The following is a 22,810-nucleotide window of genomic DNA, read 5'->3' on the forward strand; positions in this document are numbered from 1 at the left end:
ATTTTCCTACAACTTTGTCTGACGTACGGCACCACTTCGGGATTTGGCCATGGCCGCCAGGCGCACTGCGACATTGGCTGCGCCGTAACCGGCATAGCCATTCTTGCGCTGGATGATCTCGAAGAAGAACCGCCCCTCGAACGGCTCGGTGTACACGTGGAACAGCTCGCCACCCTGGGCATCGCGGTCGTACAGCACGTTGTAGTAGGCCAATTCGCTGAGGAATTCATCGTCGAAATCGAAGCGCGCAGCCAGGTCGTCGTAGTAGTTGAGCGGAATATCCAGCAGCGGCACCCCCGCCTCTTTCGCACGGCTGACTTCGGCGAAGATGTCGTCGCAATCAAAGGCGATGTGATGCACGCCGGAACCGCGATAACTCGACAGCGCGTGTGAGATCGCGGTATTGCGGTTTTCGGAAATGTTAAGCGGTAAGCGAATCGAACTGTCCCGGCTGCGCAGTGCGCGGCTTTTCACCAGACCATAGGGATCGGGCAGGACCACTTCGTCATCGGCCTCGAAATCCAGCAGGCTCTTGTAGAACAGCACCCAACTGTCGAGGCTGTCGGCGGGCAGCGCCATGGCCATGTGGTCGATGCGCTTGAGGCCGCCGCTGGCCACCGCGCCGGGCAACAGGTTGAAGTCGGTGCCGTAGACATCGTTCTCCTGATCCACCAGGTAAATCAGGCTGCCATCCGGCGCGCGCACGGCGGCGAGTTCCAGCTCATTGGGACCGACCAGCCCGCGATAGGGTTGACCTTTGTAGGCCACGGCCCGCGCCAGGGCGCTGGCACTGTCTTTGACCCGCACGGCAGTGGCACACAGCGATGGGCCGTGCGCCTCAAAGAAACTGTGGCCGAACGAGTAAGGCTCGGAGTTGAGGATCAGGTTGATATCGCCCTGGCGCAGCAGGCTGACGCTCTTGGAGCGATGTTGGCCAGCCTTGACGAAGCCCAGGCGCTCCAGCCAATGGGAGAGCTTGGCGCCGAGGCTTTCGTCCACGGCAAATTCGAGAAACTCGATACCGTTGTACTCGCTGGCCTTTGGCGTCTCGAACAAGATGTCGACGTTGGTCGGCGCCGGGGTTTCCTGCGCCAGACGCTGGCGGGTTTTCTCCTCCAGGTACAGCAACGAACGCAAACCGTCGGCGGCGTTGGCCCGAGGCGGTGCGGCGCGGAAACCGTCGTTGAAGATTTCCAGCGACAGCGGCCCGGTGTAGCCACTCTTGATGATCGGTGCAAGGAAGCCCGGCAAGTCGAACTCGCCCTGACCCGGGAAGCAGCGGAAATGCCGGCTCCACTCCAGCACATCCATGGCCAGGATCGGCGCGTCGGCCATTTGCACGAAGAAAATCTTGTCGCCGGGAATCTCGGCGATGGCACTCGGATCGCCCTTGAGCGACAGCGTATGAAAGCTGTCCAGCAAGACACCGAGGCTCGGGTGATCGGCCTGTCGGACGATGTTCCACACCTGCTGCCAGGTGTTCACATGCCGACCCCAGGCCAGAGCTTCGTAACCAATGCGCAATCCGCGCGCGCCAGCGTGTTCGGCCAGCAGTCGCAAGTCATCGACTAAAATCTGTTCATCACCGATGGAGTCGGCAGAAGCGTTGCTGCACACCAACACCAGGTCGGTGCCCAGCTCCTGCATCAGGTCGAACTTGCGCTCGGCCCGCTCCAGATTGCGCGGCAAGCGGTCACGGCGGCAGCCTTCGAAATCCCGGAACGGTTGAAACAGGGTGATGGCGATCCCGAGATCGGCGCACATCTGTCTAATTTCTCGCGGGCTGCCGTCGTAGTAGAGAAGGTCGTTCTCGAAAATCTCTACACCGTCAAAACCGGCGGCGGCGATGGCTTCGAGTTTTTCCGGCAGGGTACCGCTCAAGGACACGGTGGCAATGGAACGCTGCATGTTTCGACTCCCGGTGGAGGCTTCGGCTGCTGGGAATTTGCGCCGATTTTAAAAGAGTGAGCGAATTATTGAGCTGGGCGGTGCAATGAGCAATTTAAAGTGTACTACCCAGTTAGTTTTGCGTGCGATTATCGAACACAATGGACTTTGGCGAATTGACGATTTTTTGTTCAATGCGCAACATCAACACCACATTGAGTCCGGTCATGAACCGTCCGCCTCAGTTATAACGACCCTGAACACCACATAAAAATTTCAAAAAACGGGTATACGCTCATGCGCTCATTCACCGCCTTGCTCACTCGAACCGCCGTCATTACGCCCTGCCTGGCGTCCATCCGAACCTTGCGCACCGCCGGCATCAGCGTGCCGCTCGCTGAATAACCCGTCAGCCGACGAAACCAGCCGATCAGTCCTGCGCCCACCGCCATCGATTGATCACGCGCCCTTGAAGTCCAGACGAGCTTCGCTTGTCAGTCATTGAACGGATGGCCCAGATGAATCCTACTCAAAGCTCTCGCATGGCTCCGGCCGTGAGCGCCGCCACTGGCGGCATCGGCGACAAAATCCGCGGCGCCATGGCCGTCGGCAAAACCCGTTGGGGCATGCTGGCGCTGGTGTTTTTCGCCACCACCCTGAACTACATCGACCGCGCCGCCCTCGGTGTCATGCAACCCATCCTCGCCAAGGAAATGAGCTGGACGGCGATGGACTACGCCAACATCAACTTCTGGTTCCAGGTCGGCTACGCCATCGGTTTCGTGCTGCAAGGCCGTTTGATCGACCGGGTCGGCGTCAAGCGTGTGTTCTTCTGCGCCGTGCTGCTCTGGAGCCTGGCGACCGGCGCCCACGGCCTGGCCACTTCAGCGGTTGGTTTCATGGTCTGCCGCTTCATTCTCGGCCTGACCGAAGCCGCCAACTACCCGGCCTGCGTGAAGACCACGCGCCTGTGGTTCCCGGCTGGCGAACGCGCCGTGGCCACCGGCATTTTCAACGCCGGGACCAACGTCGGTGCGATGTTCACGCCGATGCTGCTGCCGCTGATCCTGCACGCCTGGGGCTGGCAAGCTGCGTTTCTTTGCATGGCGGCACTGGGTGGTATCTGGCTGTTGTTCTGGGGCTTGAAGTACTTCAACCCGGAAGATCACCCGAGCGTCAAACAGTCGGAACTGGACTACATCCAGAATGAAGTCGAACCGGAACAAACCCGCGTACCCTTTTCGCGAATCCTGCGTATGCGCGGCACCTGGGCCTTCGCCCTCGCCTACTCGATCACTGCACCGGTGTTCTGGTTCTACCTGTACTGGCTGCCACCGTTCCTCAATCAGCAATACAACCTGGGCATCAACGTGACCCAGATGGGCATTCCGCTGATCATCATTTACCTGACCGCCGACTTCGGCAGTGTCGGCGGCGGGATTCTGTCCTCGTTCCTGATCGGCCGCGGGGTCAACCCGATCAAGGCTCGATTGATGTCCATGTTCCTGTTCGCCTGCTGCATCATCGGCGTGATCATGGCGGCCGGATCCAGCAACCTGTGGGTCGCGGTAGCCGCGATTTCCCTGGCCATCGGCGCGCACCAGGCCTGGACCGCAAACATCTGGAGCCTGGTGATGGACTACACGCCCAAGCACATGATGAGCACGGTGTTCGGCTTCGGCGGCATGTGTGCGGCGATTGGCGGGATGTTCATGACCCAGTTGGTCGGCCACATCCTGACCATCACCAACAACAACTACACCGTGCTGTTCACCATGATTCCGGCGATGTACTTCATCGCACTGATCTGGATGTACTTCATGGCACCGCGCAAGATTCCTAACGTCACCGACTAAAAGTTCAGCGAAATACCCTGTGGGAGCGAGCCTGCTCGCGAAGACGGACTGTCATTCAACATAGACGTTGACTGACATACCGCATTCGCGAGCAGGCTCGCTCCCACAGTTTTATCGATGACCTTCTATTTACGGCTTTGCTGCCAGGCCGCCGCCAGCCCGCTGCAACAAATCACGGCGATGCCGATCACGGTGGTCAGGGTCGGTGTGTGGGAAAACAGCAGCCAGCCCAGCAGGCCGGCAAACACGATCTGGCAGTAACTGAATGGCGCCAGCAGGGCCGGGGCCGCAAGACGGAAGGCCTGGGTCAGGAACAGGTGCGCCGTCATCCCGCAGGCCCCCAGCGCCAGCATCATCGCGCCGTGCAGCAGGTTCGGCATCTGCCAGAAGAACGGCACCAATGCGCTCATCACCAGGGTGTTGCACAGCCCGGCAAAAAAGTTACTGGTGGTCGGGCTGTCGATCTCGCTCAGCTTGCGCGTCAGCAACTGATAGAAGCAGAAAAACAGCGCCGAGCAGAACGGCAGCAACACTGCCGGCGTGAACAAATCACCACCGGGGTGAACGATGATCAGCACCCCGATGAACCCGCAAATCACCGCCAGCCATTGCCCCCGCGTCACCCGCTCCTTCAACAACGGCACCGACAACGCAGTGACCAGCACCGGTGCCAGGAAGTTGACCGACGTGGCTTCGGCCAACGGGATGTACATCAACCCGGTGGTGAAAAACAGGCTGGTGCCCAGCAGGCACAGGGCCCGGATCAGCTGAAGCAGCGGTCGCTTCGTGCGCAATACCCGCAGCCCGGATTGCGGCAGAAAGATCCCGGCCATCAACAGGGTGTGAACCACGTAACGCGCCCACACCACCATGACAATCGGATAGAACCCGGACAGGTATTTCGATAGTGCGTCATGGCTGGAAAACAGGAAGGTTGCGAGAACGATCAGCAAAATCCCCTTGAAGGGCTTGTTGACGCCGGAAAGCGGGGTGCTGACGGTCATGAAAGCCTCTAAAGTGAAATCGGTATGTGGCGAGGGAGCTTGCTCCCGTTGGACTGCGCAGCAGTCCTGCAATGCAGCGGTGTAACTTCAACCGACGACCGCTTCACGGCCGAACGGGAGCAAGCTCCCTCGCTACAACAGCAGGTTAAATCCGCGCCAACAAGTCCCGGGTTTTATCCAAAGCCATTCGCGCCCGCTCCAACCCACTCACACCCTGCTCCAGCAGTTGCACCGTGGGAATCTCCAGGCTCAATGGAAGGTTAGCCGGCAAGCAGCGCAACAACCCCGACAAATCACAATCGCCATCACCGGGAAAACGTCGCTCGTTGCGTGCCTGACGCAAGATCTCGGCCATGTCCGCCGGCCGCGGCCCGGCAACATCACACAACTGCGCATACCGTAACCGTGAAGGCGCAACCCTGGCCAGATCTTCCAGCCGCGAACCCGAACGATCGAAGTGAAACGCGTCCACCAGCACCGCACCATTTTCGCGCCCGGCGTGCTCGACGATGCGCACCGCTTGTTCAAGATTGCGCGCGTCGGTCCAAGGCATGAACTCCAGATGCGGATGCAAACCATAAGACGTTGCCAGATCACAAAGTTCGGCAAAGTTGTCCGTCAGCCGTTGCTCGTCAGAATCGTTACCGGCCACCAGCAGCTCACTGGCACCGAATTCGGCGCCGACCGCCAGAATGTTCTCGAAGTCGGCGACGACGGTGTCCGGTTTCAGCCGCAAGATTTCAACATCCAGTACACGAATGCCGGTATCACGCAGACGCGTCAAGGTCTGGCGGCGCAGATCAACATCCGCTACCAGCGCAAAGTGATGCTCCTGCGGTGTCGCCGGCACCAGACGCAAGCCGACATGGCTGTAACCGGCTCGCGCCGCGACCTCGACCATGTCGGGCGGTGACAACTCCAGCACGGTCAGGCTGGCCAGGGAAAAGATGCGTTCGCTCATGGTCAGCCCTCGATCTGGGACGGCGCGCACGCGCGACCGGTTTCGGCGGCTTCGAGAATGGCCTCGACCAGCGCCAGGGTGCGAGCGGCATCGGCGACACTCACCAGCGGCTCGACTTCCCGACGGGCGACGCGCACGAAATGCTGCAATTGCAAACGCAGGGCTGCTTCCGTACTGAAGCGCTCCTGAGTCGACAGCAACTGTTCGTGCCAGCCGCCATCGGCCTGTGCATAGTGCCAGTGTTTGAGTTGCGGAATGCTCAACGCACCGCCGGTCCCGGCCAGCATATAGCAGGGCTGATCAGCTTGGCGCGGATACACCGGGTTCTCCCCCGAATCCAACTCCCAACTCCATGGCGCCGCGACCGCATCGGACCCGGTCAGGCTACCCAGCGCGCCGTTGTTGAACTGCAGCAGCACCGCCGCGCCATCCTCGTTGGCGAACCCGCGTATCGCGTTGCTGGTAATGGCCTGAACCTGACGCACTTCTCCGCACAGGTACCGCAGCAGATCGAGGTCGTGGATCAGGTTGGTCAACAACATCCCCGCACCGGCCTCGCGCCGCCACGCGGTCTCGAAATAACTGTCGGGTTTGCGCAACTGCCAGAGTGCCGTGACCGTGGTCAACCGACCAAGGGCGCCACTGTGGACAAGTTCATGGGCGCGGGTGATCAGCGGGTTGTGGCGACGGTGATGACCGACCAGCACCGGAACGCCCGTGGCTTTCGAGGTCGCCACCAGTTCGCGGACGTCGTCCAGGTGCACCCCGACCGGTTTTTCCAGCAACACTGGAACGCCAGCGGCGAGGCAATCGAGCGCAGTGCTGACGTGCAGATTATTCGGATTGGCGACGATGACAGCGTCCGGTTTCGCCTGCTCCAGCATCTGACAATGATCTGCGAAATACGCCACACCCCACAGCGCCGCGAGATGTGCCGCTTGCGGTCCGGGATCGGCCACCGCCCACAAGGTGGCTTCCTCCAGGGATTTCAGATGCTGGTAATGCTGCTGACCCATGTTGCCAGCGCCGATCAGAGCGATGCGAAGGGGCGAACTCATGGTGCGGTCCTTTTGTGGTTATTGTCGGAAGGGTGAATCCCAACAATTTAGAACCGAGTTCCAAATTCTGAAACAAGCATCAGCAGATAGTGTTCGAACAGCGCACAGCTTTACGGACTCACGCAGATCCACTGTGGGAGCGAGCCTGCTCGCGAAAGCGGAGTGCCAGCCGACAAAGATGTTGAATGTCCCCCCTCTTCGCGAGCAGGCTCGCTCCCACAATGGAGGGAGCGTTTGCTGGATCAGCTGAACAACTCCGACGCCAGACTCGCCGCCGACAACTCCTCGGTAAACGCCAACAACAGCGGCGCCAGCTCATGCAACCGCGCCCCCGGCATGCGCGCGCTCGGTCCGGCGATGCTGAGCACGCCGATCACCCGGCCATCAGCGGGATGGCGCACCACCGCGGCAATCGCCGAGGTGCCCACCGCCGAACTTTCCTCGACACAGGCGTAACCCTGCTCCCGCGCCAGGCGCAGGCGTTCAAGCAGTTCGATGTTGGACCGCGGCGCATTCGGCCCCAACTCCAGCGGCCGGTCCGCCGCCTGGCGCTCGACCAGCGACAAGGCCTCGGCATCGCTCATGCACGCCAGCCAGGCATGTCCTGAAGCGGTGTAGAACAGCGGCGCATCACGGCCCATGTCCGGGTCGTACCGCAGACCGGAACGGGCGCCCTGGGATTTGGCGATCCAGGTCTGCCGCTCGCCCTCGATCACACCGAGGCGCACCAGTTCGCCGGTTTCCTGCGCCAGGCGATCAAGCACCGGTTGCACGATGTCGGCGCCACTGCTCGACAGGTATCGGAACCCCATCGCCACCAGTTTGGTCGACAAGTGATAACGCAGGTTCTCTGGATTCTGCCGCACGTAACCCAGGCGGATCAGCTCGGCGAGCAGGCGGTGGGTGGCGCTTTTTGGAATATCCAGCTGCTCCGCCAGGGCCTGCATCGGCAAGCCGCGAGGGTCACTGGTGAGACTTTCAAGCACACTGAAAACACGTTCGATCTGACTGCCGGCCATGGGGACTTTCCACGCAAATTTTGCCGATTCTAGAAGACATCCCGCCGAACGCGAAATCTGGAACTGACTGTCCGATAAACGCCCGCTTTATACGTCCAGTCCTTGCTCGCTTCAATCCGTCTCTTATATTTTCTGGAACCAAATTCCAAAACAACAATACGCTGGAGCTCGAAAAATGCCTGCCGAACCGCACGTTCTTCCCGACATTGACTGCGATGTGCTGGTAGTCGGCTCCGGTGCGGCCGGGTTGTCAGCGGCGGTGACTGCGGCCTGGCATGGCCTGAAGGTCATTGTGGTTGAAAAAGATCCGGTGTTCGGCGGTGCCACGGCCTGGTCCGGTGGCTGGGCCTGGGTACCGTGCAATCCTCTGGCCCGGCGCGCCGGCATCGTCGAAAACGTGGAGTTGCCGCGCACGTACCTGAAGCATGAACTGGGCGAGCGTTACCGGCCGGAAATGATCAACGCATTCCTGGAGGCCGGCCCGCAAATGGTCGGGTTCTTCGAACAGCACACCTCGCTGCAATTCGCCGATGGCAATGCGATTGCCGACATTCATGGTGATACGCCGGGCGCCGGCACCGGTGGACGCTCGGTGATCGCCGCACCGTACGACGCACGAAAAGTCGGCAAGCTACTCAAGCGCCTGCGAAAAACCATGCGCGAAACGTCCTTCATGGGCATGCCGATCATGGCCGGCACAGACCTCACGGCGTTTCTCAACCTGACCCGCTCGCTGTCGGCAGCCTGGCATGTCACCCGGCGTTTTACCCGCCACCTGCTCGACCTCGCCGTGCATGGTCGGGCGATGCAACTGGTCAACGGCGTGGCACTGGTGGCGCGGCTGGCGAAATCCGCCGACGATCTCGGCGTGTTGCTCTGGGAATCGGCGCCGGTCACCCAATTGCTGCGCGAGAACAATCGGGTGCGCGGCGCCGTGATCAATACCACCAAAGGGTCGGTTCGCATCAAGGCGCGCAAGGCCGTGGTACTCGCAGCGGGCGGATTCGCCAATGATGTCGAACGACGCAAGGCACTGTTCCCGCGCACACCGACCGGCCGGGAGCACCTGGCCTTGCCACCCCTCGGCGTGTCCGGCGATGGCCTGCGACTGGGCGAAAGCGTTGGCGCCCAAGTGGATGCCGACCTGCAATCCCCCGTCGCCTGGGCCCCGGTTTCCCGGGTACCGCACAGCGACGGCAGCACGGGTCACTTTCCGCACATCATCGAACGCGGCAAGCCCGGGATCATCGGTGTATTGAGCAACGGCCAGCGCTTCGTCAACGAAGCCAACGGCTATTACGACTACGTGACGGCGATGGTCGCCGCGGCGCCGGCGGGCGAAGAAGTCGCCTCCTGGCTGATCTGCAGCCATGCCTTTCAACGGCGATATGGTTTGGGCATCTCTCGGCCGTTTCCCGTGCCGCTGTCATCCTTTATCCGCAGTGGCTATCTGAAAACCGGCAACACCCTTGAGGAATTGGCGTCGGCCTGCGGCATCGATCCGGACGGCTTGCGCAGCACCGTATCGGAGTACAACCGGCATGCACGCAACGGCGAAGACCCACGGTTCGGTCGTGGCACGACACCCTATAACCGCAAACAGGGTAATGCGTCGCAGCAACCCAATCCCTGTGTCGCCCCCCTCGAACAAGGGCCGTTCTACGCCGTGAAAGTCGAGCCCGGCTGCTTCGGCACCTTCGCCGGACTCAAGGTCAATCAGCACGCCCAGGTCCTCGACGATTCGGGACAAGCCATCGCCGGGCTATACGCGGCGGGTGGCGACATGGCCAGCATCATGGGTGGGCATTACCCCGCCGGCGGTATCAACATCGGTCCGGCGCTGACCTTCGGCTACATCGCCGCACGCCACATCGCAGGAATCACCGCTTACGAACAGGAGATCGACCATGCAGCACATCGTTAATGCACAGGGATTGAACATGCCAAAACTCGGCCTCGGCACCTGGCCGATGCTGGGTGACGAATGCACCCGTGCCGTGGAACAGGCCCTGGCCTTGGGTTATCGGCACATCGATACGGCGGCGGCCTACAACAACGAAGACGCGGTCGGTCAGGCACTGGTGAACAGTCCGACACCTCGCGAACAGATCCACGTGACCACCAAGGTCTGGTGGGACCAACTGCGACCCGACGCCATGCGCCATTCCATGGACCGCAGCCTCAAGGCCCTGCACAGCGATTACGTCGACTTGTTCATGATTCATTGGCCCGCCACGGACTGGGATCTGCCGCGCACCCTCGAAACCCTGGTGTCGTTCAAGGAGCAAGGCCTGGCGCGCAACATCGGCGTGGCGAATTTTCCATTGCCGCTGCTGCGCAAAGTCGTCGAGGAGCTTGGCGCGCCACTGTCCGCGATTCAGGTCGAATACCACGTGCTGCTCGGACAAAACGCCTTGCTGAACTACGCCCGCCAACACGACATGGTGCTGACAGCCTACACACCACTGGCCCGTAACAAGGTGTCAGAGACCCCGGTCATTCAACAGATTGCCGCCAAACACGGTGTGCTGCCGACCCAGGTCGCGCTCAAATGGTTGCTGGACCAACCGAACGTTGCGGCGATTCCCAAAGCCAGCAGCGACGCCAATCAACGGGCCAATCTCGCCGCACTCGACGTGCAGCTGGATGATGAGGATCGTCGTTTGATTGCCGGCTTGTCCAAGCGCGAGCGTCAGGTCAGCCCCGACTTTGCCCCCGTGTGGGATGCGTTCGACCAGTAAGCGGGAAATGGCCATGGCCGTCCCGCGACGATCGTGGCCTTACTTACCCTTACACATTTTTCCCACACCATTTTTGCCTGTGCAGTTATTCATGGATCCGGCGATACCCCATCAACCCATGAGAGACCGCAAACATGTTATGGAACAAGGCTAGACGCAGCGACAACGTAAACGACACTCGCAAGGGCAAGGATGCCCGCACACTCACAGGGAAAACCCTCGGTGCCGGACTGGCCGTGGCCGCGCTGGCGAGCGCGGGACTTTACTCGACGCTGGGCGACACTCCGAAAACCTCCTCGCAGGAGCTTGTCCCATCCGCCGCACTCGCAATCGAGCCCGAAAAAGATCGGCAGCTGATGTTTGTTCAATCAGTGCTGGGCGAGACCGAAGACACCTGGGAGCAGCTTTTTGCACAAGCAGGACGGCGCTATCCGCCCCCCACGCTGACGCTGTTCAACGATGGCGTCAGTTCAGGATGTGGTTTTGCCAGTTCCACCATCGGCCCCTTTTACTGCCCGAGCAATCAACAGCTGTACCTCGACCTGGAGTTCCTCTCACAGCTGGAGCAGCGTTTCTCAGTGGTCGGCGACTTCGCGCGGGCCTACATCATCGCTCACGAAATCGGCCATCACGTGCAGCTGGAACTGGGACTTTCCGACCCGCTCGAAAAAGCCCTGCGGGACAAGAAACCCGCCACTGGCGATGGAGGCCTGGAGGTGCGCGGGGAATTGCAGGCCGATTGCCTGGCCGGGGTCTGGGCACATCACGCGCAGCAGCGCCTGGACTGGCTGGAACCTGGTGATATCGAGGCTGCATTGCATGCCGCGACAGTGTTCGGTGACGACTACCTGCAACGCTCCAAGACCACTGGCGTGCGACCAGAGACATTCAGCCACGGCACCTCACAGCAGCGCGTGAACTGGTTCAAAAGCGGTTTTGACACAGGCCGCACAGACGCTTGCGACACCTTCGCCGCCGTAGACCTGTAGGACCCGCCGATCAACGAAACCACTGATATCACACCCTGCGCAGAACCCGCAGCGCTCAAGGCTGTCTGACGACCGGACTGGCGCCGCTCCCCCTGAGCAGCAACACTCATCGCACGCTTCTTTACCTGGAACGAAAGAGGATTCCCACATGCTATGGAAAAAAGGCCGACGCAGCGACAACGTGGTCGATGCCCGTGGCGATGATGTCGGCGGCGGGGGCGGCGGGATGCGCTTCGGTGGCGGCAAGGGCCTGAGCCTGACGGCGATCCTTCTGATTGTCGGGATCGGCTGGATCACCGGCCAGGACCCGATGCAAATACTCGGCGAGCTGACGGGCCAGATGGGCGAGCAATCGGCACCGGCCACCAACCAGACCCGCAAGGCGCCACCGGCCAATGATGAAGGGGCGGAATTCGTCCGTTCGATCCTCGGCGATACCGAAGACACCTGGCGGCAGATTTTCCAGCAGGCCGGTCGTCAATATAAAGACCCGACCCTGGTGCTGTTCAGCAATCGCGTCAACTCGGCCTGTGGCATGGCGACGTCGGCGACGGGTCCGTTCTATTGCCCGGCGGATCAAAAGGTCTATCTGGATACGAGTTTCTTCCAGGAGATGTCACAACGCTTTGCGGCCGCCGGCGACTTTGCCCAAGCCTACGTGATTGCTCACGAAGTCGGACACCACGTACAGACCTTGCTCGGCGTTTCCGCGAAAATCCAGGCAGCCCGCCAGCAGGGCCGGCAAATGGAAGGCGATGGCGGCCTGCTGGTTCGTCAGGAATTGCAAGCCGACTGCCTGGCCGGGGTCTGGGCCAACAATGCGCAGCAGCGACTGAACTGGCTGGAGCCGGGTGATATCGAAGAAGCACTGAACGCGGCAAATGCCATCGGCGACGATCGATTGCAGCAACAGGGTCAAGGCCGCGTGGTGCCTGACTCGTTTACCCATGGTACGTCGGCGCAACGGGTGCGCTGGTTCAAAACCGGATTCGCGCAAGGCCAGGTTGGCCAGTGCGATACCTTTGCGGCGAAAAATCTGTAAATGAAAAAATGGTTGTTGGTGTTGCTGTTCACTTGCGCAAGCCCTTTGACAAATTCTTGGGCCACCGAGCATGGGGTCAAGGAGCTCAGCCCGGGACGTCTGTTGTTGAAATCCGGCGAAATGGCGGTAGGTCTCGGCCCCGCGCCGGCAAAGATCGAACGGGTATTGATCATCGTCCACGGTCGCTTGCGCAATGCGCAAACCTACCTCAAAAGCGGCGAACACTCGGCAGAACTGGCAGGGCAAAGTGCATCGACCCTGGTGATCGCCCCGCAATTTCTCAATGAAGCCGATGTCGCGCTGCACCCGGTGGCCGAGACGGTTTTACGCTGGCAAGGCAACGAATGGATGGCCGGCGGTGAGTCCACCGCACCGTTTCGTCTGAGCTCCTACGAGGCACTAGACGAAATCGTCGCCCGCTTGAGTGATCGCAAGCAGTTTCCGGATGTGAAACAAATCGTGATCGCCGGTCATTCCGGTGGTGCTCAAGTGGTTCAGCGCTACGCTTTGCTGGGCCACGATCAACCCGCCGTGCAGGCCGCTGGCGTGCAGGTGCGCTACGTCATCGCCAATCCGTCTTCTTATGCGTATTTCGATGAGCGGCGACCGGTGGCCTTCAATCACGCCGGATGCCCGGACTACAACCGCTGGAAGTACGGACTGACAGATTTGCCCGCCTATGCCGAAGGACAAAGTGCCGCGCAATTGCAGGAAAAATACCTCAAGCGCGACATTGTTTATCTACTGGGGCAACAGGACACCGACCCCAATCACCCGGCGCTGGATAAAAGCTGCGAGGCCAAGGCACAAGGCCCGAATCGATTGGCGCGGGGGCGTTTTTACTTCAATTATCTGAAGCGCCTGCAACCGCAAGGGTTGAAGCAGCAGCTGATCGAAGTGCGCGGGGTGGGACATGACGGGGATGGGATGTTTACCTCGCCGGAGGGGCAGAAAGCATTGTTTGGGCAGTAAGATTTTAGGTGTTTGATCTGACGCCATCGCGGGCAAGCCCGCTCCCACAGGATTTGTGTGTTGAACACATCATTTGTGAACAGCCGAGATCCCTGTGGGAGCAGGCTTGCCCGCGATGAGGCCCTCAAGCCGAAAGCATTGCCCGCAACGCCCCACAATCCGCCGCATGCCAATCCGTCAATTCCGGCCACGGATTATCCGGCAAATTCACCAACACCGTCCGCGTGCCCGCCGCACGCCCGCAATCCAGATCGAAGCGGTAATCGCCGACCATCACCATCTCGCTGGTCGACACATTCCAGGCCTCGGCCAGTTTCAGCAAACCACCGGGATGCGGTTTTGGCGGTGCTTCATCGCGACCGAGTACATCCTCCACGGCGAAGCAGTCGGCCAGGCCGATGGCCTCCAGGGTGACATGCGCCAGCTCACGGGCATTGCGCGTGAGGATACCCAGTCGATAGCCACGTCCGGCCAGCTCACGCACCAGCTCCACGGCACCCGGCGCCGGCTTCGAGCCCAGCGCCAGATCCCGCTCGTGTTCCAGAAGCCACGCGTGCTTGGCTGCGGCTTCATCGGCTGGTAACGCCGCGAGATGAGTCAGGATGTCGTGATCCGCCGGGATCGCCAGGGCCACGCGAATCGCCGCGAAGTCATGCACGGCCACCGTCAGGGTGCCGTCCATGTCGAACACCCAATGACGCACGTCGGCCAGGCTCATGCCCAATCCTTGCGATGGCGAATCAGGCCTTCCTGGGTGACCGAAGCCACCAGTTGCCCGGCACGGTTGAACACGCTGCCGCGGGAGAACCCGCGGGAGTTGCCGGCCCACGGACTGTCCATGGCGTACAGCAACCAGTCATCGGCACGCAGATCGGCATGGAACCACAGCGCGTGATCGAGGCTGGCGACCTGCATGTCCTTGTGCCAGACCGATTTGCCATGGGGCTGCATCGAGGTGGTCAACAGTCCGAAATCCGAGGCGTAGGCCAGTAAATATTTGTGCAGCGCCGGAGAGTCGGCCAAGGCACCGTCGGCACGAAACCAGACGTACTTGATCGGATCCGAGGGTTGCGGGTTGTAGGGATCTTTCTCGGTGATTGGCCGAAATTCGATCGGCTTGGGGCACAGCAGCTTTTCGCGCATTTTTTCCGGGATCAGGTGCGCGCGCTGCTGCGTAAGCTCAAGCTCCGATGGCAGGTTTTCCGGCCCGACCACTTGCGGCATCTCGCTCTGGTGCTGGAAACCCTCTTCGTCGTACTGGAACGAGGCGCTGCAGGTGAAGATCGGATGCCCCTTCTGGATCGCCGTCACCCGGCGCGTGCTGAAACTGCCGCCGTCGCGGACCCGATCAACCTGATACACCACCGGCAACCCGGCATCGCCCGGACGCAGGAAGTAACCGTGCATCGAATGCACGTGGCGCGTTTGTTCAACGGTCTGACTGGCCGCCGACAACGACTGGCCGAGCACCTGACCGCCGAACAACTGACGAAAGCCCAGGTCCTGGCTGCGGCCACGGAACAGGTTTTCTTCGATCGGCTCCAGGGTCAGCAGGTCCACCAGATCATCCAACACTTGGCTCATTCAGACTCTCCTCACACAACGCAATGCCGCGCAGTCTTGGCTGCGTCGGTCGATTCAGTTTCTGGCCCGTGCCAACATGAGGGCCATTGTAAACGTCCGTGCCAGGTTATCCATGCAAGGTTTGCAGCCATTGTTCACGGCTGATGCGATACAACACGTGATGACGCAGCGGATGATCGACGGCGAGCTTCGGATGCTCGAAGTCATCGGCAGGGTCATGGTGCATGCCGATGGCCTGCATGACCTTCTGCGAAGGCAGATTGTTGTCAGCGGTGAACGAGACGATTTCGCTCAGCGGCAATCGGTCAAAGCCACAACGCAGAGCGGTCCATGCCGCTTCGCTGGCATAGCCGAGGCCCCAGTGTTGCCGTGCCAGGCGCCAGCCGATCTCGATGGCCGGGGTGAAAGGCGCGTCGAACCCGACCACGCCAAGCCCGGTAAAACCGATGAACTGCCCCGTGTCCTTGCGCTCCAGCGCCCAGAGGCCGAAGCCGTGCTCGGCGAAATGACCTCTGATCCGCCCAATCAATGAAGCGCTTTCCAGGCGACTCAAGGGCGCCGGAAAATAACGCATGACCTGTGGATCGGCACACATCGCCGCAAACTCCGGCAGATCCTCGTCGCGCCACTGGCGCATCAACAGTCGCGCACTCTCGAGCTTCAGTATCGGCTCCATCGTCCCTCCGCCCTCCCTCTGGATGTCGCAAGTCTACAACGCTGGTAGGATCCTTCACTCATTCCTATATGAAATCACTATGCCCCTGCCGCTGATCTATCACGAAGACTACAGTCCCGAGTTCCCGGCGGATCATCGCTTTCCCATGGACAAGTTTCGCCTGCTGCGCGATCACCTGGTAGACAGCGGCCTGACCTGCGACGCCGACCTGCTGCGTCCGGAACTGTGCCCGTCGGAGATTCTCGCCCTCGCCCATGACCCTTCGTATATCGAGCGCTACATGGGTGGCGAACTTTCCCGCGAGGATCAACGGCGCCTGGGCCTGCCCTGGAGCGAAGCCCTGGCCCGGCGCACGGTGCGGGCGGTCGGCGGCTCCTTGCTGGCGGCCGAGCAGGCGCTGCAGCATGGCCTGGCCTGTCATCTGGCGGGCGGTACACACCACGCGCACTACGACCACCCGGCAGGTTTTTGCATCTTCAATGACTTGGCGGTGATCAGCCACTTCCTGCTGGAAAGTGGCCGGGTGAACCGGGTATTGATCTTCGATTGCGATGTCCACCAGGGCGACGGCACCGCGCGCATCCTGCACAACACCCCGGAAGCAGTGACCGTTTCCCTGCATTGCGAGAAGAACTTTCCTGCACGCAAGGCCGAAAGTGACTGGGACATCCCGTTGCCCAATGGCATGGGCGATGCCGATTACCTCAAGGTCGTCGACGATGCACTCAACTATCTGCTGCCGCTCTACCAACCGGATCTGGTGCTGTACGACGCCGGAGTCGATGTGCACAAAGATGACGCGCTGGGCTACCTGAAACTGACCGACCAAGGCGTCGCCGCCCGCGATGAAAGCGTGATGCGCCATTGCCTGGGCCGGGATATTCCGGTGGTCGGAGTGATCGGCGGCGGCTACAGCAAGGACCGCAAGGCTCTGGCCCGCCGCCACGGCATTCTCCATCACAGCGCGGAGCGGGTCTGGCAGTCATCAGGTTGTCATTGAGTTGTGGATGCTTTACCCACAATGCCTGTGGAGCTGCCTGTGGATAACCTGAGCGAAAGGGACTACAGCCCATAGTGACCATGGGCTACAGGGCGATGGTTGTTTTTTGACCAGCCCTCCCGACTCAATACATTCCTGTGGGCCGGGCTTGCCCGCGATGAGGTCGACACATTCAACATCTTTGTGGCCTGACAGTCCGCTATCGCGGGCAAGCCCGCTTCCACAGAGATCGTGTACTGCTAGAATGCGCGGCTATTCCGCCACACCGCAGCTTTCATCATGACTCAGCCATCGACCGCCTCCCCTCCTCACGTCGCCATCATCGGCGGCGGCCCCGCCGGTCTGATGGCGGCTGAAGTGTTGAGCCAGGCCGGGATCAAGGTCGACCTGTACGACGGCATGCCTTCGGTGGGGCGCAAATTCCTCCTGGCCGGTGTCGGCGGCATGAATATCACTCACTCCGAAGCCTACCCGGCGTTCCTCTCGCGCTACGCCGAACGTGCCCCCCAGATTGCGCCGTTGCTGCGGGGTTTCGGGGTCGATGCGCTATGTCAGTGGATTCATGATCTGGGCATCGAGACCTTTGTCGGCAGCTCCGGCCGGGTGTTTCCAACCGACATGAAAGCCGCGCCACTGCTGCGCGCCTGGCTCAAGCGCCTGCGCGACAGCGGTGTAGTTATCCACACCCGTCACCGTTGGCTGGGTTGGGATGAACTCGGCGCCTTGCGTATCGACAGCCCCGATGGCGAGAAAACCGTTCAAACAGACGCCACCCTGCTCGCCCTCGGTGGCGGCAGTTGGGCACGCCTGGGCTCGGATGGTGCGTGGATGCTGCCACTGGAGCAGCGCGGCGTAGGACTGGCGCCGTTGCAACCGAGTAATTGCGGCTTCGAGGTGCAGGCCTGGAGCGAATTGATGGTCAGCAAATTCGCCGGCGCACCGTTGAAAAACATCGCCATCGGTTTGAACGACGACACTCCACGATTGGGTGAATGTGTGATCACCGCCACCGGCATAGAAGGCAGTCTGATTTACGCCCTGTCGGCACCGATTCGCGAAGCCATAAACCTGCACGGCTGCGCGACCCTCCATATCGATCTGTTGCCGGGCCGGCCTGTGGATAAAGTCCAGGCCGCGCTCAGCAAACCGCGCGGCTCACGCTCGATGGCCAAGCATCTGCACAGTCAACTCGGAATCGACGGCGTGAAGGCCGCCCTATTGCGAGAGCTGACATCTGCCGAAACCTTTGCAGACATGACGTTACTGGCCATTGCGATCAAGGCATTGCCTCTGACCCTGGTGAAAACCCGTCCATTGGACGAAGCGATCAGCAGTGCTGGCGGCGTGATGTTCGAATCGATGGATGAACGCTTGATGCTCAAGCCATTGCCCGGCGTGTTCTGCGCAGGGGAAATGCTCGATTGGGAAGCGCCGACGGGGGGCTATCTGCTGACCGCGTGTTTCGCCAGTGGGCGGGCGGCGGGGTTGGGAATTGTCGAGTGGTTGCAGCGCAAAGGCTGAAGACCGCGGCGCGCCCTTCGCGAGCAGGCTCGCTCCCACATTTTAATCTTTGGTGCTCACAAATTGTGTGTTCACCGAAGGTCCACTGTGGGAGCGAGCCTGCTCGCGAAAGCGGCCTAACAGACGCCGCAGATTATCAAGGCTTGCGCTTGCGCGGCCCGGTATTGAACACCGGCACTTTCCGCACAGGCTTGACCGACGGCTCCGGTGGCGAAGCCTCACCGCTATCCACCCACTTGCCCAGATTGCGTTTACCGCCACCACCGGAAGCCTTTGGCTTCTTCGGTTTTTTCGGCTTCTTGATCACCTGACCACTGGCATCGGTATCCGGCACGCGGTGCTCGGGCTCGAAGTCCGGCTCGTTCTGACGCTTCAAGGTCTGACGGGTCAGCATCTCGATAGCCGACAGCAGATTCACTTCATCGGCACACACCAGAGAAATCGCCTCGCCGGTGGATCCCGCACGACCGGTACGGCCGATCCGGTGAATGTAGTCCTCGGCCACGATCGGCAAGTCGAAATTGACCACCAGCGGCAAGTCTTCGATATCCAGGCCACGGGCCGCAACGTCGGTGGCGACCAGGATCTGTACTTCGCTGAGTTTGAAGCGGTCCAGCGCACTCTGACGAGTCGCCTGGGGTTTGTCGCCGTGGATGCCGTCGGCATTGATGCCCAGGCCCTGGAGTTTTTCCACCAGCGCGTCCACGCCGTTGCGGGTCTTGGCGAACACCAGCACCTGCTTCCACTTGCCCTTGCGCATCAAGTGCACAAACAGCTCCGGCTTGCGCTTCTTGTCCACCGTCACCACCCACTGCTTGACGGTGTTGGCCGCCACGTTGCGTGGGCTGACTTCGATGCTCAGCGGATCGTTGAGCATTTGCCCGGCCAACAGGCGAATGTCGTCGGAGAAGGTCGCGGAGAACAACAGGGTCTGACGTTTCTTCGGCAGCGCCTTGTAGATGTTCGCCAGTTCTTCGGAAAAACCCAGATCGAGCATGCGGTCGGCTTCGTCCAGTACCAGGGTTTGCAACTGGTTGAACTTCAGCGCGTTCTGGCGGAACAGGTCGAGCAATCGGCCCGGCGTGGCGACCAACAGATCGACGCCACTGCGCAGCTTCATCATTTGCGGGTTGATGCTGACGCCGCCGTACACCGCATAGGTGCGCAATGGCAGGTTCTCGGCGTACTGGCGCACGGCTTCGTGAACCTGCTCGGCCAGTTCGCGGGTCGGCACCAGGATCAGCGCGCGAACCGAGTTGGCGCTGACTTTCGGCCCTTCCATGGCCAGCAATTGCAGGAGTGGCAAGGCGAAACCGGCGGTCTTGCCGGTGCCGGTCTGGGCCGCGGCCATCAGGTCGCGACCGGCCAGCACCGCCGGAATGGCTTGCGCCTGAACCGGCGTCGGAGTCTGGTAGCCGAGCTTCTCAAGAGAGCGCAACAAGGGGTCGATCAGGCCAAGGGTGGCGAAAGTCATGGAAGTACCGTAGGAAAATTCAGCGCGAGTTGTGCAAAACAAGAGTGCAATGGCGCGCAGTTTACCCTAATTCACACGGGATTCTGTCGGCACCACCGTCGGCACGACCTTCGCCACAGGCTGATGTGGTGTCCTTCGCCACTGCGGCAGGCCAATCAGCACCACCGCGCTGATGATCACCAGCATCGCCAGTGCTTCCTCGATACCGATCGTCTCACCGACAAACACGATCCCCAGCAACACCGCCACGGCAGGGTTGACGTAGGCATAACTGGTGGCCGCCGCCGGACGTACGTGTTTCAACAGGTACATGTAAGCGTTGAAGGCGATGATCGAACCGAACACGGTCAGGTACGCCAGCGCGGCCCAGCCTTCGATCGGCGGCATCTTTTCCAGATGCTCGCCGCTGACCGCACTACCGATCAGCAACACCACGCCACCCACCAACATTTCCACGGCACTGGCCATTGCACCCTCAGGCAACGGCAAGTGTTTGCTCCACACCGAGCCGAAGGCCCAGGTGGCCGCGGCAAAAATCAGCAAGGCGGCGCCCAACGGGCTCGATTGCAGGTTGGAGCCCAGGTTGAGCATGACGATGCCGATCATTCCCAGCGCGACGCCAGCCCATTCGAGACGGGTATTGCGCGCGCCCCAGAAATAGCCACAGAGCAAGGTAAACAGCGGCACCGTCGCCACCGCCAGCGCGGCCACGCCGGAAGCGACGCCGGTGTGCTCGGCCACGCTGACCGCGCCGTTGCCGCATGCCAGCAGCAATACCCCGATGATCCCGGCGGCTTTCCATTGCGCCCAAGTCGGCGCCGGCGCCCCGCGCCAGCGCAGGAAGGCATACATCAAGGTGCCGGCGATGACGAAGCGGATGCCCGCGAGCAACAAGGGCGGCCAGTACTCCACACCGATACGGATCACCAGATAAGTCGAGCCCCAAATCACGTACAAGGCGAAAAAGGCAGCGATCAACGGTAAGGGAAAGCGACGTAGGCCGGACATGATGGGCAGCTCACAGGCAGAACAGGTGAACGGCTATTCTAGAAAGGCTGGCGCTGGAAAATAAGTTACAAAACCTGTTTAAAGCGCCAGTACACTTTTCAAAACACGGAGTTCAAGGCTATAAACCGTGCTTTCGAAAGTCCGTCATTTTTCAGGAGTCAGCACGATGGATAAGTACGACCGCATGCTCCTCAGCGCCCTGCTGGAAAACGGTCGCGCGTCCTACGCCGACCTGGCGCGCAAGGTCAACCTGTCGGCCCCCGCCGTGGCCGAGCGCGTGGCCAAACTCGAAGCCAGCGGCGTCATCACCGGTTACCAGGCGAAAGTCGATATGTCCAAGGTCGGCCTGCCGATCCGGTGCGTCATCGAACTGCGCCTGAACCAGCACGGCAACCAGAAAGCCTATGACGACCTGATCCAAATCCCACAACTCACCGAATGCCACCGGGTGACCGGCGACCCGTGCGTGATCATGCAAGCGGCGGTGGGCTCGATGCCGGAGCTGGAAGAGTTGATTAACCGGGTTGCCCAATTCGGGTTCAGCAAGACGTCGATTGTGTTGTCGAGCGCGATAGAAAAGCGCGTGCCGTTGGGGCAACTGGAAGGGAATGGCAAGGCGATTTGATGTTTGCAGGTGATCCCCTGTGGGAGCGAGCCTGCTCGCGAAAGCGGAGTGTCAGTCGACATCAATGTTGAATGATCAATTTCTTTCGCGAGCAGGCTCGCTCCCACAAGGAACCTACGGTCAGAACCCGCGATAACGCTTGAGATGTTCGCCCACCTTCGCCGCCGGCACTTTCTGCAACTTGCACAGCAGATCATGGGACAGCTCGCGAAGGCCATGCTTCTGGCGCAACTCTTCAGCCAGGTGCGCCGTCAGGTTGGCGGCCATTTCCGCATCGGCCATTGCCCGGTGGGCCTTGCCGGTGTGGGGCAGGTTGGCGAAGGTCGTAAGGGTGCCGAGTTTGTGGTTCGGTGCGGCGGGCATCAGGCGACGGGCCAGTAGCAGCGAACAGGCGAAGTTCTGCAGGCGGGTGCGTTTGATCCGCCCCAGCTCGAAGTCCCAGAACTTCTGGTCGAACGCGGCGTTGTGCGCCAGCAAAGGCGTGGTGCCGACGAATTCGTTGACCTCGTTCATCACCTGCTCCGCCGAGGGCGCAGTGCGCAGCATGGCGTTACTGATGCCGGTGAGTTGCTCGATGAATGCCGGGACGCGTACACCTGCGTTCATCAGGCTCTGGTAACGCTCGACGATGCGCCCCTGTTCAAGGATCACCACGGCGATTTCCGTGGCCCGGCAGTTGCTGCTCGGGGAGATCCCGGTGGTTTCAAAGTCGATGACTGCAATGCGTTCCAAACCTGTTTCAACTCCGTAAAAATCAATTCTTGAGCAGCAAGGCGCCTTCGATCGGCACGTAGCGGCTGGCGGCGCGGATCAGCGAGTTGGCGGTCAGGCCCGGCACGCCATAGGCTACCGCCTGAATGCCGTGCTTGCTGATGATGCGTTCCAGCAGCATGTCGAAATCTCCGTCGCCGGAGGCCAATACCACTTCGTCGACATGGTCCGCCGCATCCATGATGTCCAGGGTGATACCCACGTCCCAGTCGCCCTTGGCCGAGCCATCGCTGCGCTGGATGTAGGGCTTGAGCTTCACGGTGAAGCCGAGGTTGCGCAGGATCTGCTGGAACTGCTGCTGTTTGCTGTCGCCACGATCGATGGCGTAGGCATAGGCCTCGACGATCTGCCCCTGCTTGCTGATTTCAGCCCACAGCGCGGCATAGTTGAAGTGGCAACCGTAGGCCTGACGCACGGTGTAATAGAGGTTCTGGACATCGGCGAACACAGCGATTTTCTTCACCGCAACATCCCCTTGGTGCGCAGACAGGATCAGGCCCCTGGCCCGAAAGTCGCCCAGTATGCCAGTCCGAAGGAGGGTTCCGCGAAAAATCGGCCGTAGGCACCTGGCAACCTCGGACGAATGGCAGCCCTGCGAGATGACAACCTGTGGCGAGCGAGC

Annotated in this window: 21 protein-coding genes; 9 read left to right on the forward strand and 12 right to left on the reverse strand. The window is 60.9% G+C overall.

Annotated elements, in window-relative coordinates; translation table 11 throughout:
* Positions 1-6 precede the first annotated feature (6 nt).
* A complete protein-coding gene (gene quiC, locus CKW21_RS25620; RefSeq protein ID WP_095196658.1) occupies positions 7-1,908 on the reverse strand; it encodes a 3-dehydroshikimate dehydratase QuiC in 1,902 nt (633 codons plus the stop codon).
* Positions 1,909-2,405: 497 nt separating this feature from the next.
* Between quiC and CKW21_RS25630 the strand changes: the two genes are divergently transcribed.
* Entirely contained in the window at positions 2,406-3,743 is a 1,338-nt protein-coding gene (locus CKW21_RS25630) for an MFS transporter (protein WP_095196660.1), read from the forward strand.
* Positions 3,744-3,868: 125 nt separating this feature from the next.
* Here CKW21_RS25630 and CKW21_RS25635 read toward each other — a convergent pair whose 3' ends face one another.
* From CKW21_RS25635 to CKW21_RS25650, 4 genes are all read right to left on the reverse strand, one after another.
* Positions 3,869-4,747 carry a DMT family transporter gene (locus CKW21_RS25635; protein ID WP_095196661.1) on the reverse strand — a complete coding sequence of 293 codons (879 nt, stop codon included), beginning with the start codon at positions 4,745-4,747 and terminating at the stop codon, positions 3,869-3,871.
* A gap of 145 nt (positions 4,748-4,892) precedes the next feature.
* Positions 4,893-5,708 (reverse strand): sugar phosphate isomerase/epimerase, encoded by an 816-nt coding sequence (locus CKW21_RS25640; protein WP_095196662.1) that lies wholly within the window; start codon positions 5,706-5,708, stop codon positions 4,893-4,895.
* A 2-nt stretch (positions 5,709-5,710) separates the two neighbouring features.
* Positions 5,711-6,766: a Gfo/Idh/MocA family protein gene (locus CKW21_RS25645; RefSeq protein WP_095196663.1), complete on the reverse strand. Its 1,056-nt coding sequence runs from the start codon at positions 6,764-6,766 to the stop codon at positions 5,711-5,713.
* Positions 6,767-7,008: 242 nt separating this feature from the next.
* Positions 7,009-7,785, reverse strand: a complete 777-nt coding sequence (locus tag CKW21_RS25650) for an IclR family transcriptional regulator (protein ID WP_095196664.1) — start codon at positions 7,783-7,785, stop codon at positions 7,009-7,011.
* 175 nt (positions 7,786-7,960) lie between these two features.
* Here CKW21_RS25650 and CKW21_RS25655 point away from each other — a divergent pair, with 175 nt between their 5' ends.
* The 5 genes from CKW21_RS25655 (at position 7,961) to CKW21_RS25675 (ending at position 13,529) form a co-directional block, all read left to right on the forward strand.
* A complete protein-coding gene (locus CKW21_RS25655) occupies positions 7,961-9,709 on the forward strand; it encodes an FAD-dependent oxidoreductase (protein WP_095196665.1) in 1,749 nt (582 codons plus the stop codon).
* Positions 9,693-10,526 (forward strand): aldo/keto reductase, encoded by an 834-nt coding sequence (locus CKW21_RS25660; RefSeq protein WP_095196666.1) that lies wholly within the window; start codon positions 9,693-9,695, stop codon positions 10,524-10,526. Before CKW21_RS25655 ends, CKW21_RS25660 begins: the two co-directional genes overlap by 17 nt.
* Before the next feature lie 134 nt (positions 10,527-10,660).
* On the forward strand, positions 10,661-11,515 hold the full coding sequence (locus CKW21_RS25665; protein WP_095196667.1) for a neutral zinc metallopeptidase: 855 nt from the start codon (positions 10,661-10,663) through the stop codon (positions 11,513-11,515).
* Positions 11,516-11,663: 148 nt separating this feature from the next.
* On the forward strand, positions 11,664-12,557 hold the full coding sequence (locus CKW21_RS25670) for a neutral zinc metallopeptidase (protein WP_095196668.1): 894 nt from the start codon (positions 11,664-11,666) through the stop codon (positions 12,555-12,557).
* A complete protein-coding gene (locus CKW21_RS25675; RefSeq protein ID WP_095196669.1) occupies positions 12,558-13,529 on the forward strand; it encodes a hypothetical protein in 972 nt (323 codons plus the stop codon). It begins immediately after the preceding gene.
* 124 nt (positions 13,530-13,653) lie between these two features.
* On the opposite strand, the gene CKW21_RS25680 is transcribed toward CKW21_RS25675, so the two are convergent.
* From CKW21_RS25680 to CKW21_RS25690, 3 genes are all read right to left on the reverse strand, one after another.
* The gene (locus tag CKW21_RS25680; protein WP_095196670.1) at positions 13,654-14,247 is read right to left on the reverse strand and encodes an HAD family hydrolase; all 594 of its coding nucleotides are present in this window, start codon (positions 14,245-14,247) and stop codon (positions 13,654-13,656) included.
* Positions 14,244-15,113, reverse strand: a complete 870-nt coding sequence (gene tesB, locus CKW21_RS25685) for an acyl-CoA thioesterase II (protein WP_095196671.1) — start codon at positions 15,111-15,113, stop codon at positions 14,244-14,246. The genes CKW21_RS25680 and tesB overlap by 4 nt, the downstream gene beginning before the upstream one ends.
* A 106-nt stretch (positions 15,114-15,219) precedes the next feature.
* A complete protein-coding gene (locus CKW21_RS25690) occupies positions 15,220-15,789 on the reverse strand; it encodes a GNAT family N-acetyltransferase (protein WP_095196672.1) in 570 nt (189 codons plus the stop codon).
* 79 nt (positions 15,790-15,868) lie between these two features.
* Here CKW21_RS25690 and CKW21_RS25695 point away from each other — a divergent pair, with 79 nt between their 5' ends.
* Both CKW21_RS25695 and CKW21_RS25700 read left to right on the forward strand, forming a co-directional pair.
* A complete protein-coding gene (locus tag CKW21_RS25695) occupies positions 15,869-16,789 on the forward strand; it encodes a histone deacetylase (RefSeq protein WP_095196673.1) in 921 nt (306 codons plus the stop codon).
* 279 nt (positions 16,790-17,068) lie between these two features.
* A complete protein-coding gene (locus tag CKW21_RS25700) occupies positions 17,069-18,310 on the forward strand; it encodes a TIGR03862 family flavoprotein (RefSeq protein ID WP_095196674.1) in 1,242 nt (413 codons plus the stop codon).
* A gap of 136 nt (positions 18,311-18,446) precedes the next feature.
* Here the strand turns inward: CKW21_RS25700 and CKW21_RS25705 are convergent, their stop codons facing one another.
* A complete protein-coding gene (locus tag CKW21_RS25705; protein WP_095196675.1) occupies positions 18,447-19,784 on the reverse strand; it encodes a DEAD/DEAH box helicase in 1,338 nt (445 codons plus the stop codon).
* A 66-nt stretch (positions 19,785-19,850) separates the two neighbouring features.
* The gene (gene yedA, locus CKW21_RS25710) at positions 19,851-20,792 is read right to left on the reverse strand and encodes a drug/metabolite exporter YedA (protein WP_095196676.1); all 942 of its coding nucleotides are present in this window, start codon (positions 20,790-20,792) and stop codon (positions 19,851-19,853) included.
* 166 nt (positions 20,793-20,958) lie between these two features.
* On the opposite strand from yedA, the gene CKW21_RS25715 reads away from it, so the two are divergent.
* Positions 20,959-21,417, forward strand: a complete 459-nt coding sequence (locus CKW21_RS25715; protein ID WP_095196677.1) for an Lrp/AsnC family transcriptional regulator — start codon at positions 20,959-20,961, stop codon at positions 21,415-21,417.
* A gap of 120 nt (positions 21,418-21,537) precedes the next feature.
* Here the strand turns inward: CKW21_RS25715 and CKW21_RS25720 are convergent, their stop codons facing one another.
* A complete protein-coding gene (locus CKW21_RS25720) occupies positions 21,538-22,149 on the reverse strand; it encodes a PolC-type DNA polymerase III (protein ID WP_095196678.1) in 612 nt (203 codons plus the stop codon).
* 22 nt (positions 22,150-22,171) lie between these two features.
* Complete coding sequence (locus CKW21_RS25725) at positions 22,172-22,651, reverse strand: NYN domain-containing protein (protein ID WP_095196679.1); 480 nt, start codon at positions 22,649-22,651, stop codon at positions 22,172-22,174.
* Positions 22,652-22,810: the final 159 nt, after the last annotated feature.

The organism is Pseudomonas sp. Irchel 3A7, assembly GCF_900187565.1.
GTDB lineage: Bacteria > Pseudomonadota > Gammaproteobacteria > Pseudomonadales > Pseudomonadaceae > Aquipseudomonas.